Source organism: Streptomyces sp. GbtcB7, from assembly GCF_019091445.1.
Classification (GTDB): domain Bacteria; phylum Actinomycetota; class Actinomycetes; order Streptomycetales; family Streptomycetaceae; genus Streptomyces; species Streptomyces mirabilis.
Map to the genome: position 1 here is coordinate 41,024 of NZ_JAGXJM010000047.1, position 15,696 is coordinate 56,719.

The window sequence follows — 15,696 nt, forward strand, 5'->3', positions numbered from 1 at the left end:
GGCTAGGGAGGCGTGGGATGGTCGGGATGACCGAGCACGAGCATGTGCGCGTCGCGGTGATCGGGTCCGGGTTCGGCGGTCTGGGTGCCGCGGTGCGGCTGCGCCGCGAAGGGATCACCGACTTCGTCGTCCTGGAACGGGCCGGAAGCGTCGGGGGTACGTGGCGCGACAACAGTTACCCGGGGTGCGCCTGTGATGTGCCCTCGCACCTGTACTCGTTCTCGTTCGCGCCCCACCCCGACTGGCCGCGCACCTTTTCGGGACAGGAGCACATCCGGGCCTATCTGGAGCACGTCACCGACGTCTTCGGGCTGCGCCCGCATCTGCGCTTCGACTCCGAGGTGAAGATGATGACGTGGGACCAGGAGAAGCTCCGGTGGGGGATCGAGACCAGCCGTGGCTTCCTCACCGCCGATGTCGTCGTGTCCGCGACCGGACCGCTCTCCGATCCCAAGATCCCCGACATACCGGGGATCGACTCCTTCCCCGGCAAGGTCTTCCACTCGGCCCGCTGGGACCACGACTACGACCTGCGCGGCAAGCGCGTCGCCATGATCGGCACGGGCGCCTCCGCCATCCAGATCGTGCCCGCCATCCAGCCCGACGTGTCCCGGCTGACCCTCTTCCAGCGCACACCGCCGTGGGTGATGCCCCGGGTCGACCGGGCCATCACCGGCGCCGAACGGTGGCTGCACAAGCAGTTGCCCTTCACCACCCAGGCCCGGCGCGGACTGCTGTGGGGCATCAGGGAGCTGCAGGTCCAGGCGTTCACGAAGCGTCCCGACGAGCTCGGCCTCGTCGAGCGGCTGGCCGGGCGGAACATGGCGCGGGCCGTCCGGGATCCGGCGCTGCGGGCCAAGTTGACCCCCGACTACCGGATCGGGTGCAAGCGGATCCTGCTCTCCAACACCTACTATCCGGCGCTCACCCGGGCCAACGTCGACGTCGTGGCCTCCGGGCTCGCCAAGATCGACGGCTCCACGCTCGTCGCCGCCGACGGCAGCACGGCCGAGGTCGACGCGATCATCTTCGGTACGGGCTTCCACGTCACCGACATGCCGATCGCGGACCGGGTCGTCGGAACGGAGGGCAGGACGCTCGCGGAGGTGTGGCGCGACGGCATGAAGTCGCTGCGCGGGGCCACCGCGGCCGGGTTCCCCAACTGGATGACGATCATCGGTCCGAACACCGGGCTCGGGAACTCCAGCATGATCCTGATGATCGAGTCCCAGCTGAACTACATGGCCGACTACGTGCGGCAGCTGGACGTCCTGGGCGGACGCGCGGCTCTCGACGCCCGCCCCGCCGCCGTGGAGGGCTGGAACGACAAGGTCCAGAAGCGGATGCTGCGCACGGTGTGGAACACCGGCGGCTGCACCAGCTGGTACCTCGACGCGAACGGCCGCAACACCACCATCTGGCCCGGCACGACGACCGAGTTCCGTAGCGCCACCCGGCGGGTGGACCTGGGAGAGTACGAGGTGCTGCGCGCCCCCGGGCCGAACACACCCGGGCCGCGCACACCCGAGTCGCGCACCAAGAACTCCGGCACAAAGGGCACCAAGAAGGTGGAGGCGGGAGCGTGAGTCGACTGACGCATGTGGAGCACGGGGCGTACGCGCCGCCCGCGCCCGCGCGCGAACTGACCGCCGTCTCCGCCGACGGCGCCCGGTTGCACGTGGAGGTGCACGGACCCGAGGACAACCCGGCCGCGCCCGTCGTCGTCCTCGCACACGGCTGGACCTGTTCGACCGCCTTCTGGGCGGCGCAGATACGGGACCTCGCCGTCGACCACCGGGTGATCGCGTACGACCAGCGCGGGCACGGCCGCAGTCCCGCGAGCGAGACGTGCACCGCGGACGCGCTCGCCGACGACCTGGAAGCCGTGCTCGCGGCCACGCTCGCGCCCGGCGAGAAGGCCGTGCTCGTCGGGCACTCCATGGGCGGGATGACGCTGATGGCGGCCTCGGCGCGGCCGCGTTTCCAGGAGCATGCGGTGGCGGCCCTGCTGTGCAGCACGGGCAGTTCGCGGCTGGTGGCCGAGGCGCGGGTGGTGCCGATGCCGGCCGGGTGGCTGCGGACCCAGGTGACCAAGAGGATCCTCGGGTCGGCCGCGCCGCTCGGGCCCGTCACACCGCTCGCCCGGCGGATCCTCAAGTACGCGACCATGGGCGCCGGTTCGTCGCCGGGCATGGTGGAGGCGTGCGCACGGATCGTGCACGCCTGTCCGCGCACGGTACGGCACGCCTGGTCGAAGGTGCTCGACCTGCTCGATCTCGACCACGGCGTACGGGCGTTGACGGTGCCGACGGCCGTGGTGGTGGGTACGGCGGACCGGCTGACGCCCGTGGTGCACGCGCGCGCCCTGGTCGCGACCCTGCCGAACTGTGTCGGCGTCACCGAACTGACCGGGCTCGGGCACATGACACCGGTGGAGGCGCCGGAACTGGTCACCGCCCGCATACGCGAACTCGTCTCCACCTACGCAGAGATCAAGGAGGGCAGCGCATGACCAAGGTGAGCCTGGAAGGGCAGGTCGCGGTCGTCACGGGGGCCGCGCGGGGCGTCGGCGAACTCCTCGCCCGCAAGCTCTCCGCGCGCGGTGCCAAGGTCGCGCTGGTCGGCCTGGAGCCGGACGCGCTCAAGCAGGTCTCGGACCGGCTGCACGGCGAAAGCGGCTTCTGGCACGCCGATGTCACCGACCACGAGACGATGGCCCAGGTCGCGACCGAGGTGAAGGAACGGTTCGGGAAGGTCGACATCGTCGTCGCCAACGCCGGTGTGGCGAACGGCGGTCCCTTCGTCGAGTCCGATCCCGTCGCCTGGCGGCGGGTCATCGAGGTCAATCTCATCGGATCGGCGGTCACCGCCCGGGCGTTCCTGCCCGTGCTCATGGAGAGCCGGGGGTATCTGCTGCAGATCGCCTCGCTCGCGGCCATCACCCCGGCGCCGATGATGACGGCGTACTGCGCGTCCAAGTCGGGCGTGGAGGCGTACGCGCACAGCCTGCGTGCCGAGGTCGGCCACAAGGGCGTACGGGTCGGGGTCGGTTACCTGTCCTGGACCGACACCGACATGGTGCGCGGGGCCGATCAGGACGAGGTGATGCGGGAGTTGAGGCAGCGGCTGCCGTGGCCGTCCAACAAGACGTATCCGCTGGGGCCGGCCGTCGACCGCATCGTCGCGGGGATCGAGCGGCGGTCCGGTCATGTCTACGCACAGTGGTGGCTGCGCGGGATGCAGGGCGTCCGGGGCTATCTCCCCGGGATCATCGGGGCGGTCGGGCAGCGGGAGATGCGGCGGTTCGAGCCGCGGCTCAAAGGCGTGAGTACGGGGCTCGTGGGTGCCGGCGGGGCGGCCGACGAGCAGCGCCAGCAGGGGATATCACCGTGAGTGACTGATCGAAATGCGTGCGTAGTCCGTGCGTGTAAGTCTGGTCGAGCCCGATCCCCCTCACCCACAAATGGGAGTGAAACCTCATGGGCAAGAAGGACCAGATGCAGAACAAGGCCGAGCAGATGAAGCAGCAGGGCAAGAAGAAGATGGGCCAGGACATCGGCCACGAGAAGGCCCGTCCCGGCGAGCACTCCCCGCAGCCGGGTGCCCGCACCTCGCAGCCGGGTGCCCGCTCCCCGCAGTCGGGTGAGCGCTCCCCGCAGAGGGGCGACCGGACGATCCCGGAGGCCGAGCGCATGCAGCGTGAGGCGAAGGAGCGGTTCGACCAGGACTACGACGTCTGACGGTTCGCTGCGCTGGCTTAGGCCGAGTTGTGGGGCGCCCCTGTTGGTTGGGGGCGCCCCACGCTTTTGGTTGGCGTTGGGGGGTGCGTTGTCGGGTGCGGGTTCTATGTGGCTGGGCGCGCAGTTCCCCGCGCCCCTGACGGGGCGCCTCCCCGAACCCCTATTGAGATCTCGGGGGGAGTGTTGGTCTTGATCTGTCGGGGGCGTTTGTGTAGTCGGGTGGGGAGGCCGCGTGGTGGGTGGTCAGGAGGTCGAGGGCCAGTTGGATGGCGGTGTCCATTTCGGTGTGGTGGCCCTCCGCCCAGTCCAGGGGGGTGCGCAGGACCGCCAGGTCCGGGGGGACGCCCTGGTTCTCGACGGACCAGCCGTACGCGTCGAACCAGGCCGCGTTCATCGGCACCGTGATCACCGTGCCGTCGCCGAGGCGGTGGCGGCCGGTCATGCCGACGACTCCGCCCCAGGTGCGCTGGCCGACGACGGGGCCGAGCTTCAGCAGCTTGAACGCGGCGGTGATCATGTCGCCGTCGGAGGCGGTCGCCTCGTCGGCGAGGGCGACGATCGGGCCGCGCGGGGCGTTCGAGGCGTACGACACCGGCTGGGCGTTGCGTGTCAGGTCCCAGCCGAGGATCGTGCGGGTGAGCTTCTCCACGACGAGTTCGCTGATGTGGCCGCCCGCGTTGCCGCGCACGTCGACGATCAGTGCGGGGCGCGAGACCTCGAGGCGCAGGTCGCGGTTGAACTGGGCCCAGCCCGAGCCGCCCATGTCGGGGATGTGGAGGTAGCCGCACCGGCCCCCGCTCAACTCCCGGACGACCTCGCGGCGTTTGGCCACCCAGTCCTGGTAGCGCAGGGGGCGCTCGTCGATCAGTGGGACGACGGCCACCCGGCGTGAGGGCCCCTCGCCCGCCGCCGGGATGAACGTGAGCTCCACCGTCGTACCGCCCGCGCCCGCGAGGAGGGGATAGGGGCCGGTGACCGGGTCGACCGGGCGGCCGTCGACGTGGGTGAGGACCGCGCCCTCGCGGATGCCGGTGCCGGCGAGCGGTGAGCGTGCCTTGGAGTCGGAGGAGTCGCCGGGGAGGATCCGCTTCAGCGTCCAGCTGCCGTTGCGGCGGACGAAGTTGGCGCCGAGCAGGCCCTGCCAGCGCTGGTAGTGGGCCGGGCCCTCGTTGCGGCGGGCGGCGGCGACGTACGCGTGGGAGGTGCCGAGTTCGCCGAGGACCTCGCGCAGGAGGTCGGCGAAGTCGTCGGGGGAGGCGACCCGTTCGACCAGCGGGCGGTACTGGGCGAGCACACCGTCCCAGTCGATGCCGCACATGTGGGGTTCCCAGAAGTAGGCGCGGGTGAGGCGGCCGGCCTCCGCGTAGGCCTGGCGCCACTCGGCGGGCGGGTCCACCTCGTGGATGATGCGCCGCAGATCGATCCAGACCGTCGAGTCGGAGTCACCGACCTCGGACGAGGGGACCGCTCGCAGGTCGCCCTCGTCCACGACGACCAGCCGGGAGCCGTCGCCGCTGACCGCGAACCAGTCCAGGTGCTGGACGAGTTCGGACTTCTTCGCCTTGCTGATGTTGAAGAACTCCAGCGTCGGGCGGCCGGAGGTGTCGTCGGGGTTGACGAAGGTCTCGCCGAGGGCGCCCGAGATCGGCCAGCGCAGCCAGACCAGGCCGCCGCCCGCGACCGGGTACAGCGCCGAGTACTTGGAGGCGGTGACCGGGAAGGGGGTCACCCGGCTCTCCAGGCCTTCCAGTTCGACGCTCACCGCGCCGTCCGCGCTCTCGTCCTCGATCGGGTCCAGGCCGCCGGCGACCGGCCGCCCGTCGGGGTTGAGCGCGAAGGGGGAGGGGGTGGCGGAGGACAGGGGGACGAGGTAGGGGCGGCAGCCGAGCGGGAAGGAGAGGTCGCCGGTGTGGACGTCGTACACCGGGTCGAAGCCACGCCAGGAGAGGAAGGCGAGGTAGCGGCCGTCACGGGTGAACACGGGGTTCTCGTCCTCGAAGCGGCCGTTGGTGACGTCGACGATGAGCCGGTCCTTTATGCGCGCGATCTTGATCTGGCGCAGGGAGCGGCCGATCCCCGGGTGCGACCAGGTCAGCCAGGCCCCGTCCGGGGAGAAGGCGAGGTCCCGGACCGGCCCGTTGATCGAGGTGATCAGCTCAGTGACCTCCCCTCCCTCGGACTCGGTCGGCGAGGTGTCGCCGGGCTCCGTCCGGGAGGCTTCCTCGGACCCCGCCTGCGACGTGCCCTCGGACTCCGGCTCCGAGGTGGTGCTGTCGGGCTCTGCCAGGGAGGCTTCCTCGGGCTCCGTCCGGGACGTGGACGTGGCCCCGGACTCCTCCGTCGCGTCGAGGATCAGCAGGCGTCCGTCGTTCGAGGCGATCGCGAGGCGTTCGCCCTGCGGGTCGGAGACCATCTCCAGTACGCGCCCCAGTTCGCCGGAGGCGAGGCGGCGCGGCTCGCGCTGGCCGGAGGCCCGGGGGAGGAAGGCGATCTCGACGGCGTCCTCGCCGTCCGCGTCGGTGACGTAGGCGATCCGGCCGCCGGAGCCGAGCATCTCGGGGAGCCGGACGCGTACGCCGGGGGTGTCCGCGATGGTGCGCGCGGGGCCGTCGCGGTGAGTGAGCCAGTGCAGGCTGCCGCGTACGACGACGGCGCTGGCCCGGCCCGTCTCGTCGACCGAGATGCCGTCCACGTGCTGCGCCGCGGGCACCTGGTACGTACGGCGTCCCGCGCGCGGACCGCCGAGGCGGACGTCGAGGCGGCGCGGGACCGAGTCCGGGGACAGGTTGTCGACGATCCACAGGTCCCCGGCGCACTGGTAGACGACCCGGGTGCCGTCGCTGGAGGCGTGCCGGGCGTAGAAGGCGTCGTGGTCGGTGTGGCGGCGCAGGTCCCCGCCGTCGTACGCGCACGAGTACAGGTTCCCGATGCCCTCGTGGTCGGAGAGGAAGGCGATACGGCCGTCGACGAACATGGGGGAGTCGAGGTGGCCGTCGAGATCGGCGAGCAGTCGCCGTCCGTGCAGCCAGAGCCGGCCGGTGGCGCCGCCCCGGTAGCGCTTCCAGGCGGCGGGTTCGTGCGGCGGGGTGCCGGTGAGCAGGAGCGTCTTGTGTTCGCCGTCGAGGTCGGCGACCTGGATCGCGGAGACCGGGCCCCAGGGGAGCGCGCCGCCGGGGTCGCCGTCGGTGGGGACCTTGTAGGCCCAGGTGAAGTACGAGAAGGGCTGGCCGTGGGAGGCGACGGCGAGGATGTCGCTGCGCCCGTCCTTGTCGGGCGGCGACCAGCCGCAGACCTGGGTGTCCGCGCTGCCCCAGTAGGTGAGCCGGCGGGAGGGGCCGCCGTCCACCGGCACCAGATGGATCTCCGGCACGAGGCTGCGCCAGCTCGTGTACGCGATGAGCCGGCCGTCGGGGGAGAAGCGGGGGTGGCCGACCTTGGTCCGGTCGACGGTGAGCCGCCAGGCGCGGCCCGGCCCGTCGAGGGGGGCCATCCACAGGTCGTCCTCGGCGGCGAAGCAGAGGCGGTCGCCGCTGAGATGGGGGAAGCGGAGGTAGCCGGCGTTGCCGTCCGTCTGCGGAGGGTGGGAGGTCTGCGGGTGGTCTGTGGCTGGTCGCGCAGTTCCCCGCGCCCCTGACGGGGCGCTGTGCGCCTTCTCGTACGCATCGCTCACCTACCCATGCTTTTCCTCCTGGAGGCGCCCGGCAACTTGTGAGTAGGTGTCCTTTCGGGTGTGCGTGACCCAGCACACGTACGAAACGGTTTCGTTTCTTTGAATCTCGGGGTATCTTCATAGGTGTACGAAACCGTGTCGTCCGGAGCAGAGAAGGTGAGTGGGATGGCTGAAGCCGCAACGGTGCGTCGCAGTCGGATCACCCCCGAGCGTGAGGCCGAGCTGTACGCGGCCGTGCTCGAACTGCTCCGAGAGGTCGGCTACGACGCCCTGACCATGGACGCCGTCGCCGCCCGCACCCGGTCCAGCAAGGCCACCCTCTACCGCCAGTGGGGCGGCAAGGCCGAGCTCGTCGTGAAGGCGCTGCGGCACGAGAAGCCGATCACCAGTGACATCGACACCGGGTCCCTGCGGGGCGACTTCCACGCCATGGTGAGGCGTGAGGACGACTGCCACATGGAGCAGAACTCCGCGCTGATGCGGGGTCTGGCCACGGCACTGCACGGGAACCCCGATCTCCTGCGCGCCTTCCGCGAGTGGATCATCGAGCCGGAGACCGAGATGCTCCGCGAGATCCTGCGGCGTGCCGTCGACCGGGGTGAGATCCGGGCGGACAACCCCGCCCAGGACTACGTGCTGCACATGATGATCGGCGCCTTCGCGGTGCGCGGCATCGTCGACGAGCTGCCACCCACCCAGGACTTCCTCACCTCGTACATGGACGCCGTGATCCTCCCCGCTCTCGGCGCCTGAGCCTGCCCGACCTTCAGTAACGCCTACGTGCACCTGACGCGACCGCTCACGTCGTCGGGCTGATCTCCCCTGCCCAGCTGCCAGCAAACGACCTGACCGGGAGTACGCCCTCGTGGCCACATTCCTTTACAAACTCGGCCGATTCGCCTTCAGGCGACGCCATTTCGTCGCCCTCATCTGGGTGGCCCTGCTGACGCTGGCGGGTGTCGGCGCCGCCTCCGCGCCCACCGCGGGAGCGTCCTCATTCTCGATCCCCGGCACCGAGGCGCAGAAAGCTTTCGACCTGCTCGAACAGCGCTTCCCCGGGATGAGCGCCGACGGCGCGACCGCCCGTGTGGTCTTCAAGGCGCCCGCCGGCCAGAAGATGGGCGACAAGGCCAACAAGGCGACCGTCGAGAAGACCGTCAAGGCGCTCGGCGACGGCTCCGAGGTCACCTCCGTGTCCGACCCCTTCAAGTCCCACGCGGTGAGCAAGGACGGGTCGGTCGCCTACACCTCGGTGAAGTACAAGGTGTCCGGCATGGAGTTGAAGGACTCCTCGAAGACCGCCCTGGAGGAGGCCGCGCAGCAGGCGCGGGACGCCGGGCTGAGCGTCGAGGTCGGCGGTGACGCGCTCCAGGCGACGCCCGAGACCGGGTCGACCGAGGTCATCGGTATCGCGGTCGCCGCGGTCGTGCTCGTCATTACCTTCGGTTCGCTGATCGCGGCCGGGCTGCCGCTGCTGACCGCGCTGATCGGCGTCGGTATCGGCGTGTCGACGATCACGGCGCTGGCGAACGCGCTGGACCTGGGCACCACCACCTCCACCCTGGCGATGATGATCGGCCTCGCGGTCGGCATCGACTACGCCCTCTTCATCGTCTCCCGCTACCGTGCCGAACTGGCCGAGGGCCGGGAGCGCGAGGAGGCGGCCGGACGGGCCGTCGGCACGGCGGGTTCGGCGGTCGTCTTCGCCGGTCTGACGGTCGTGATCGCGCTGGTCGGTCTGTCGGTCGTCAACATCCCGATGCTGACGAAGATGGGTGTCGCGGCGGCGGGCACGGTCGCCATCGCGGTACTGATCGCGCTGTCGCTGATTCCGGCCCTGCTGGGCTACGCGGGCCGCAAGGTCCAGCCCGCGGGCAAGAAGAGCAAGCTCCTCGGCGGCGGGCGTGCCGCGAAGAAGGAGGGCAAGCCCAACATGGGTACCCGCTGGGCGAGCTTCGTCGTGCGCCGGCCGCTCGCCGTGCTGGTGCTCGGCGTGATCGGCCTGGGCGCCGCCGCGCTCCCGGCGGCCTCGCTCGAACTGGGTCTGCCCGACGACGGTTCGCAGCCGACGTCGACCACGCAGCGCCGGGCGTACGACGCGCTGTCCGACGGCTTCGGTCCCGGCTTCAACGGCCCCCTGATGCTCGTCGTGGACGGCAAGTCCAGCGACGACCCCAAGGCCGCGGCCACCAAGGTCACCGACACGGTCAAGGACATGAAGGACGTCGTGTCGGTCAGCCCGGCGGCGTTCAACAAGGCCGGGGACACCGCGACGATCACGGTCATCCCCGACTCCAAGCCGTCCTCCGTCAAGACCGAGGACCTGGTGCACGCCATCCGTGACGCGGGCGGCAGCATCACGACGGAGACCGACGCGAAGGTGCTGGTCACCGGTACCACCGCGATGAACATCGACTTCTCGCAGAAGCTGAACGACGCGCTGATCCCGTATCTCGCGCTGGTCGTCGGCCTCGCCTTCCTCCTCCTGATCGTGGTCTTCCGCTCGATCCTGGTCCCGCTGAAGGCGGCGCTCGGCTTCCTGCTGAGCGTGATGGCGGCGCTCGGCGCGGTCGTCGCCGTCTTCCAGTGGGGCTGGCTGTCCGGCCTCCTGGGTGTCGAGGAAACCGGCCCGATCATGTCGATGATGCCGATCTTCATGGTGGGTGTCGTCTTCGGTCTCGCGATGGACTACGAGGTGTTCCTCGTGACCCGGATGCGTGAGGCGTACGTCCACGGGGAGAAGCCCCACCAGGCGATCGTGACCGGGTTCAGGCACGGTGCACGGGTCGTCACGGCGGCCGCGGTCATCATGATCGCCGTCTTCTCCGGCTTCATCGGCTCCAGCGAGTCGATGATCAAGATGATCGGCTTCGGCCTCGCGATCGCGGTCTTCTTCGACGCGTTCGTGGTCCGCATGGCGCTCGTCCCGGCGGTGCTGGCCCTGCTCGGGAAGAAGGCCTGGTGGCTGCCGAAGTGGCTGGACCGGGCGCTTCCCAACGTGGACGTCGAGGGCGAGGGCCTGCGCACGGCGGCGGAGAAGGGCCAGGGCCCCGGCGACGGGGGCCGGGACGAGGACCGGGAGCTGGTACGGGTCTGAGGCCCGACTGACTGACTGGCCGTCCGGCCGGCCGACTGATGTGCTGAGGGGCACCCCGCGTTGTGGCGGGGTGCCCCTCACTCCTGCTCCTGGCTGTGGAATCATCCGGTCCCAGGCTCTCTCACCAGGAGGTCCGCTGATCGTGTTGCACGAGTCGGTCTTCAAAACCGCGGACCTGCCGGTCGGTGACCGGTTCGAGGCGTGGACGCAGCGCATGGGCCGTACGCACGCGCCCATGCAGCTGGCCAGCGACCGTGCGGCGGACTACCGCGCGCACCAGCGCATGATCGGGCTGGGGGAGGTCATGGTCTGGCCGGCGACCTTCGACCATCTGGTCTTCCGTCGGACGCCGAAGTTGATCCGCCAGTCCGATCCCGAGGTGTACCACCTCTCCCTCCTGCTGCGGGGAGAGGGAGCGGCGGCCTGGGGCAGACAGCAGGCCGCGTACCGGGTCAACGACATCCACACGAACTGTTCCTCGCGGTCGTACGAGATACACACCGGCGCCGACCCGGTCAGCCTTGTGGGAGTCGAGATCCCGCGGTCGCTGGTGGCGCTGCCCGCGAACCGGGCAGACCTGGTGATCGGCAGCCGGATCTCGGGCCGCGAGGGGGTCGGCGCGCTCCTGGCGCAGTTCCTCGTCCAGCTGGCCTCGGACACCGGCTCCTACCAGCCGTCGGACGGACCCCGGCTGGGAACGGTCCTCGCCGATCTGGTCACGGCCGTCTTCGCGGGCGCCCTGGACGCCGAGGCCCTGCTGCCGCCGGAGACCCGCGGCCGGACGCTGACCCTGCGTATCAAGGCGTTCATCCGCCGGAATCTGGGTGACCAGGAGCTGACCCCCGTCCGGATCGCCGCCGCGCACCACATCTCGCGCAGCCATCTGTACCGCCTCTTCCAGGCCGAGGGCCTCACTGTGGCCTCCTACATCCGCGATCAGCGGCTGGAGAACGCCCGCCGCGACCTCGCCGACCCGGCTCTGCGTGCGATGCCGGTCCATGCCGTCGCCGCCCGCTGGGGCTTCCCCCGCGCCGCCGAGTTCACCCGGGCCTTCCGCGCCGCCCATGGCGTCCCGCCGAGTGAAATCCGGAGGCAGGCGGTGGCCGAGGAGCGTGCGGTACGTCCGGAAGGCCGTGGACCCTGCGCCAAGTAGGTGGCGACTGTGCGCCAACGACAGGCGGGCGGTCGGCCGCGCATTCTGGTGATCGCCGCGCGGCGAGGGACGGGCGGACCGGAAGGGGCGGGCCAGGATCGCGGGGGTGTCCTGGCACGGCCCCGGCCGGATCGACTACGACGCGGCCCCGGCCCGGTCGGACATGTCCCCGGCCCGGTCGGCTACGACACGTCCTCGGCCCGGTCGGCTACGACGACAGCGCCGACCGTACCGCCCGTACCAGCGCCTGCGCCCGGGGATCCGCCGTCACCGTCTTGCGGAAGCCGTTCGTGATGTAGCCGAAGGCGATGCCCGACTCGGGGTCCGCGAAGCCCAGTGGGCCGCCGCGGCCGGGGTGGCCGAACGAGGCCGGGCCCAGCAGCGGGGAGGCGGTGCCGTGGAGCATGTAGCCGAGGCCGAAACGCGTGGTGATGACCAGGGTGCGGTCAGGTCCCGCGGACGCCTCGGCGCGGGCCAGGTCGACCGTGGCCGGGGCGAGCAGCCGGGTGCCGTCCAGCTCGCCGATCAGCGCGGCGTAGAAACGGGCGAGACCGTCGGCCGTGGCGATGCCGTTCGAGGCGGGGAGGGCCGCCGCGCGATAGGCGGGGTCGTTGTCGTCGGGCGGCGGGGTGATCGCGGCGAAGGCGCGGACGGTCGTCGAGTCCGGGTCCTTGTAGGCCTCGGCCACCGACCGCTTCGGGCGGGTGCGCAGGGCGCTCGACGGCTCGGGCGAATCGACTCGGCCCGCGCGGCCCACCCGGTGGGCCTCGGCCCGCGGCAGCCCGACCCAGAGGTCCAGGCCGAGCGGGGCGGCGATCTCCGTCGCGATGAACTCGCCCACGCCCCGGCCGCCGTTGACGCGGCGGACCAGTTCGGAGAGCATCCAGCCGAAGGTGTGGGGGTGGTAGCCGTGATCCGTGCCCGGCTCCCAGAGGGGGGTCTGCGCCGCGATCGACTCGGCCGTACGGTCCGGGTCCGCCGCCTCGGCCGGGGTCAGCGGTGCGTCGACCACGGGCACGCCCGCCTGGTGCGACAGCACATGCCGGACCAGGAGGTGTTCCTTGCCCCGAGCCTTGAACTCGGGCCAGTACTTCCCGACCGGTGCGTCCAGGTCCAGCTCGCCGCGCTCGTGCAGCATCAGGAGTACGGCGGCCCCGACGCCCTTCGTCGCCGAGTGCATGACGTGGGCCGTGTCGTGTTCCCAGGGCGCCGAATCCGCCGTACCGTCCACGTCCCGCGTGCCGCCCCACAGGTCGACGACCTTGCGCCCGTGCCGGTACACGGAGACCGCCGCACCCCGTTCCCCGAGCGTCTCGAAGTTGCGTGCGAACGCTTCCCTGACCGGCTCGAAGCCCTCGGCCACTTCGCCGTTCACGTTCACGTCCGTACTCCCTGTCGCCCGGCCACCCTCAACAGTGGATGCAACACACACGCGGAAGGCTCGATTCCTAGCCGAGCAGGATCGTGACCTCGATGTTGTTCCGCGTCGCGTTCGAGTACGGGCAGACCTCGTGCGCCGCGTCCACGAGCTTGGTCGCGACGTCCTGGTCGAGGACGGGCAGCGAGACGCTCAGGGCGACCGCGAGGCCGTAGCCGCGCTGCTTGTTGGGTCCGATGCCGACCTTCGCGGCGACGGTGGAGCCGGTCAGGTCCAGTCCGGCGCGACGGCCCACCAGCACCAGCGCGTTGTGGAAGCAGGCGCTGTACCCGGCCGCGAAGAGCTGCTCGGGGTTGGTGCCGTTGCCGTCACCGCCGAGCGCGGGTGGCATCGCGACCTTCAGCTCGATCTGGCCGTCCTGGCTGGTGACATAGCCGTCCCGGCCGCCGTGCGCGGTGGCCTCGGCGACGTACATGATCTTCGTCGGACGAGAGTCGACAGCGGTGTCGCCGACAGCGGTGCCATCGATCATGGCGGGACCTCCCCCAGGACGGAAAACACAGAAGCGTGCAAGTACATCGTGCACAAGGTACCGGCCGGTACGGAAGCGTGATTACCAGGGGGTAGAAACCGCCGGTAACCCCCGCCCGGGCAGGTCAGCGCCCGCGCCCCGCCGCACCCTCCGCGCGCTCGGCCAGCCCCCACAGCTCCTGCCGCATCCTGGCCACCTCGTCCTCGGTGAGGCCGGTCGACGCCAGCAGCGCCCGCGGTATGCCCGCCGCGCGGTCCCGCAGTGCCTCACCGCGCCCGGTGACCGCCACCAGCACCGAGCGCTCGTCGCGCGGCGAGCGTTCGCGGCGGACCAGACCGGCCGACTCCAGGCGCTTGAGCAGCGGGGACACCGTGCCGTAGTCCAGCCGCAGCGCGCCCGCCAGCTCCTTGACCGTGGTCTCGCCGCGCTCCCAGAGGAACAGCAGGACGAGGTACTGCGGGTAGGTGAGGCCGAGCTCCTCCAGCAGCGGGCGGTACGCGGCGGTCACCGCGCGCTGGGCCGCGTACAGCGCGAAGCACAGCTGGTCGTCGAGGAACAGCGACCCGGCCGATCCGAAGTCTTCTTGGTCCCCTTGTTTCGTCACGCGCCCATTGTCACGGAGTACGCACAGCTGTCGAGCGCGGGTCGAAACCGAAGGGCAGCTCCAGGCGGTGGGTGCGCATCAGCTCGTCGTCGGAGAGCAGCTCGCCGGTCTTCCCGTCCGCCGCGATCGCGCCGTCGCTCAGGATCAGCGCCCGGGGGCACAGTTCGAGGGCGTACGGCAGGTCGTGCGTGACCATGAGGACGGTCACGTCCAACGACCGCAGGATGTCGGCGAGTTCGCGGCGTGAGGCCGGGTCCAGGTTGGAGGACGGCTCGTCGAGGACGAGGATCTCCGGCTCCATGGCGAGGACGGTCGCGACGGCCACCCGGCGTCGCTGCCCGAACGACAGATGGTGCGGGGGACGGTCGGCGAAGTCCGCCATGCCGACCCGCTCCAGGGCCGTACGGACGCGTTCCTCCAGCTCGGCGCCCTTCAGGCCCGCCGCGGCCGGCCCGAAGGCCACGTCCTCGCGCACGGTCGGCATGAAGAGCTGGTCGTCCGGGTCCTGGAAGACGATGCCGACCTTGCGCCGGATCTCCGCCATGTGCCGCTTGCCGACCGGGAGTCCGGCCACCGTCACGGTTCCGGCGCCGCCGGTCAGGATGCCGTTGAGATGGAGGACGAGCGTGGTCTTGCCGGCGCCGTTCGGGCCGAGCAGCGCGACACGCTCGCCACGCCCGACGGTGAAGTCGACGCCGAAGAGGGCCTGGTGGCCGTCGGGGTAGGCGAAGGCCAGTCCGGCCACTTCCAGAGAGGGGGTCACAGGGTCCATCCCAGCAGGCAGACGACAAGGGCGGCGAACGGGAGGGCGAGGGCGTACGACCACTGCGCCCGGGACGCGGTCACCTCGTCGATGACCGGCATCGAACCGGTGTACCCCCGGCTCACCATGGCGAGATGGACGCGCTCCCCGCGCTCGTAGGAGCGGATGAACAGCGCGCCCGCCGACTTCGCGAGGACGCCCCAGTGCCGTACACCCCGGGCCTCGAAGCCCCGCGACTCCCGCGCGATCCGCATCCGCCGCATCTCGTCCGTGATGACATCGCCGTAGCGGATCATGAAGGAGGCGATCTGCACGAGGAGCGGGGGCAGCTTCAACCGCTGGAGCCCCAGCAGCAGTTCGCGCAGTTCGGTCGTCGAGGCGAGGAGCACGGAGGCGGCGACGCCCAGGGTGCCCTTGGCGAGGACGTTCCAGGCGCCCCACAGACCGTTCACGCTGAGCGACAGACCGAGGACGTCCACCCGCTCGCCCTGCGCAACGAACGGCATGAGCACGGCGAAGGCGACGAACGGGATCTCGATCAGCAGCCGCTTGAGCAGGAAGGCGGCCGGCACGTGGGCCTTGTACGCCACCGTCGCCAGGAGCGCCGCGTACAGCGCGAAGGCCCACATCGCCTCGCGCGGGGTGGAGACGACCACGACGACGAAGGCGAACGTCGCGGCGAGTTTGGTGTGCGGAGGCAGGGCGTGCACGGGGGAGTGCCCGTGCCGGTAGAGCCGGTGGGCGTGACCCGCGCCCACC

The 15,696-nt window shown here is 70.9% G+C and carries 13 protein-coding genes; 7 read left to right on the forward strand and 6 right to left on the reverse strand.

Annotated elements, in window-relative coordinates; genetic code table 11:
• Positions 1–26 precede the first annotated feature (26 nt).
• The 4 genes from KVT44_RS47240 to KVT44_RS47255 all read left to right on the forward strand — a co-directional run bounded on the left by KVT44_RS47240 (position 27) and on the right by KVT44_RS47255 (position 3,740).
• On the forward strand, positions 27–1,586 hold the full coding sequence (locus KVT44_RS47240) for an NAD(P)/FAD-dependent oxidoreductase (protein ID WP_190171861.1): 1,560 nt from the start codon (positions 27–29) through the stop codon (positions 1,584–1,586).
• Positions 1,583–2,512 (forward strand): alpha/beta fold hydrolase, encoded by a 930-nt coding sequence (locus tag KVT44_RS47245; RefSeq protein ID WP_099922198.1) that lies wholly within the window; start codon positions 1,583–1,585, stop codon positions 2,510–2,512. Before KVT44_RS47240 ends, KVT44_RS47245 begins: the two co-directional genes overlap by 4 nt.
• Positions 2,509–3,393, forward strand: coding sequence for an SDR family oxidoreductase (locus KVT44_RS47250; RefSeq protein WP_217574473.1), 885 nt, complete (start codon positions 2,509–2,511; stop codon positions 3,391–3,393). Before KVT44_RS47245 ends, KVT44_RS47250 begins: the two co-directional genes overlap by 4 nt.
• Positions 3,394–3,479: 86 nt before the next feature.
• The gene (locus KVT44_RS47255) at positions 3,480–3,740 is read left to right on the forward strand and encodes a hypothetical protein (RefSeq protein WP_099922200.1); all 261 of its coding nucleotides are present in this window, start codon (positions 3,480–3,482) and stop codon (positions 3,738–3,740) included.
• 160 nt (positions 3,741–3,900) lie between these two features.
• Here KVT44_RS47255 and KVT44_RS47260 read toward each other — a convergent pair whose 3' ends face one another.
• Complete coding sequence (locus KVT44_RS47260; protein ID WP_217574475.1) at positions 3,901–7,410, reverse strand: S41 family peptidase; 3,510 nt, start codon at positions 7,408–7,410, stop codon at positions 3,901–3,903.
• 165 nt (positions 7,411–7,575) lie between these two features.
• Here KVT44_RS47260 and KVT44_RS47265 point away from each other — a divergent pair, with 165 nt between their 5' ends.
• The 3 genes from KVT44_RS47265 to KVT44_RS47275 all read left to right on the forward strand — a co-directional run bounded on the left by KVT44_RS47265 (position 7,576) and on the right by KVT44_RS47275 (position 11,660).
• On the forward strand, positions 7,576–8,163 hold the full coding sequence (locus KVT44_RS47265; RefSeq protein ID WP_054233064.1) for a TetR/AcrR family transcriptional regulator: 588 nt from the start codon (positions 7,576–7,578) through the stop codon (positions 8,161–8,163).
• A 112-nt stretch (positions 8,164–8,275) separates the two neighbouring features.
• A complete protein-coding gene (locus KVT44_RS47270; protein WP_217574476.1) occupies positions 8,276–10,507 on the forward strand; it encodes an MMPL family transporter in 2,232 nt (743 codons plus the stop codon).
• A 142-nt stretch (positions 10,508–10,649) separates the two neighbouring features.
• Positions 10,650–11,660, forward strand: coding sequence for a helix-turn-helix domain-containing protein (locus KVT44_RS47275; RefSeq protein ID WP_217574478.1), 1,011 nt, complete (start codon positions 10,650–10,652; stop codon positions 11,658–11,660).
• 208 nt (positions 11,661–11,868) lie between these two features.
• Here KVT44_RS47275 and KVT44_RS47280 read toward each other — a convergent pair whose 3' ends face one another.
• The 5 genes from KVT44_RS47280 to cbiQ all read right to left on the reverse strand — a co-directional run bounded on the left by KVT44_RS47280 (position 11,869) and on the right by cbiQ (position 15,695).
• Positions 11,869–13,041, reverse strand: a complete 1,173-nt coding sequence (locus tag KVT44_RS47280; RefSeq protein ID WP_217574480.1) for a serine hydrolase domain-containing protein — start codon at positions 13,039–13,041, stop codon at positions 11,869–11,871.
• 67 nt (positions 13,042–13,108) lie between these two features.
• Positions 13,109–13,570: an organic hydroperoxide resistance protein gene (locus tag KVT44_RS47285; RefSeq protein WP_099922205.1), complete on the reverse strand. Its 462-nt coding sequence runs from the start codon at positions 13,568–13,570 to the stop codon at positions 13,109–13,111.
• 124 nt (positions 13,571–13,694) lie between these two features.
• Positions 13,695–14,174 carry a MarR family winged helix-turn-helix transcriptional regulator gene (locus KVT44_RS47290; protein ID WP_217574481.1) on the reverse strand — a complete coding sequence of 160 codons (480 nt, stop codon included), beginning with the start codon at positions 14,172–14,174 and terminating at the stop codon, positions 13,695–13,697.
• A 10-nt stretch (positions 14,175–14,184) separates the two neighbouring features.
• Positions 14,185–14,946, reverse strand: coding sequence for an energy-coupling factor ABC transporter ATP-binding protein (locus KVT44_RS47295; protein WP_217574482.1), 762 nt, complete (start codon positions 14,944–14,946; stop codon positions 14,185–14,187).
• Positions 14,934–15,695, reverse strand: coding sequence for a cobalt ECF transporter T component CbiQ (gene cbiQ / locus KVT44_RS47300; protein WP_217574483.1), 762 nt, complete (start codon positions 15,693–15,695; stop codon positions 14,934–14,936). Before cbiQ ends, KVT44_RS47295 begins: the two co-directional genes overlap by 13 nt.
• Position 15,696: the final 1 nt, after the last annotated feature.

What these genes read in the sequence shown, in the direction of transcription:
- KVT44_RS47295 (WP_217574482.1), bottom strand. Translation starts at nt 14,946, where the DNA reads ATGGACCCTGTGACCCCCTCTCTGGAAGTGGCCGGACTGGCCTTCGCC.
- KVT44_RS47240 (WP_190171861.1), top strand. Translation starts at nt 27, where the DNA reads ATGACCGAGCACGAGCATGTGCGCGTCGCGGTGATCGGGTCCGGGTTC.
- KVT44_RS47265 (WP_054233064.1), top strand. Translation starts at nt 7,576, where the DNA reads ATGGCTGAAGCCGCAACGGTGCGTCGCAGTCGGATCACCCCCGAGCGT.
- KVT44_RS47255 (WP_099922200.1), top strand. Translation starts at nt 3,480, where the DNA reads ATGGGCAAGAAGGACCAGATGCAGAACAAGGCCGAGCAGATGAAGCAG.
- KVT44_RS47250 (WP_217574473.1), top strand. Translation starts at nt 2,509, where the DNA reads ATGACCAAGGTGAGCCTGGAAGGGCAGGTCGCGGTCGTCACGGGGGCC.
- KVT44_RS47285 (WP_099922205.1), bottom strand. Translation starts at nt 13,570, where the DNA reads ATGATCGATGGCACCGCTGTCGGCGACACCGCTGTCGACTCTCGTCCG.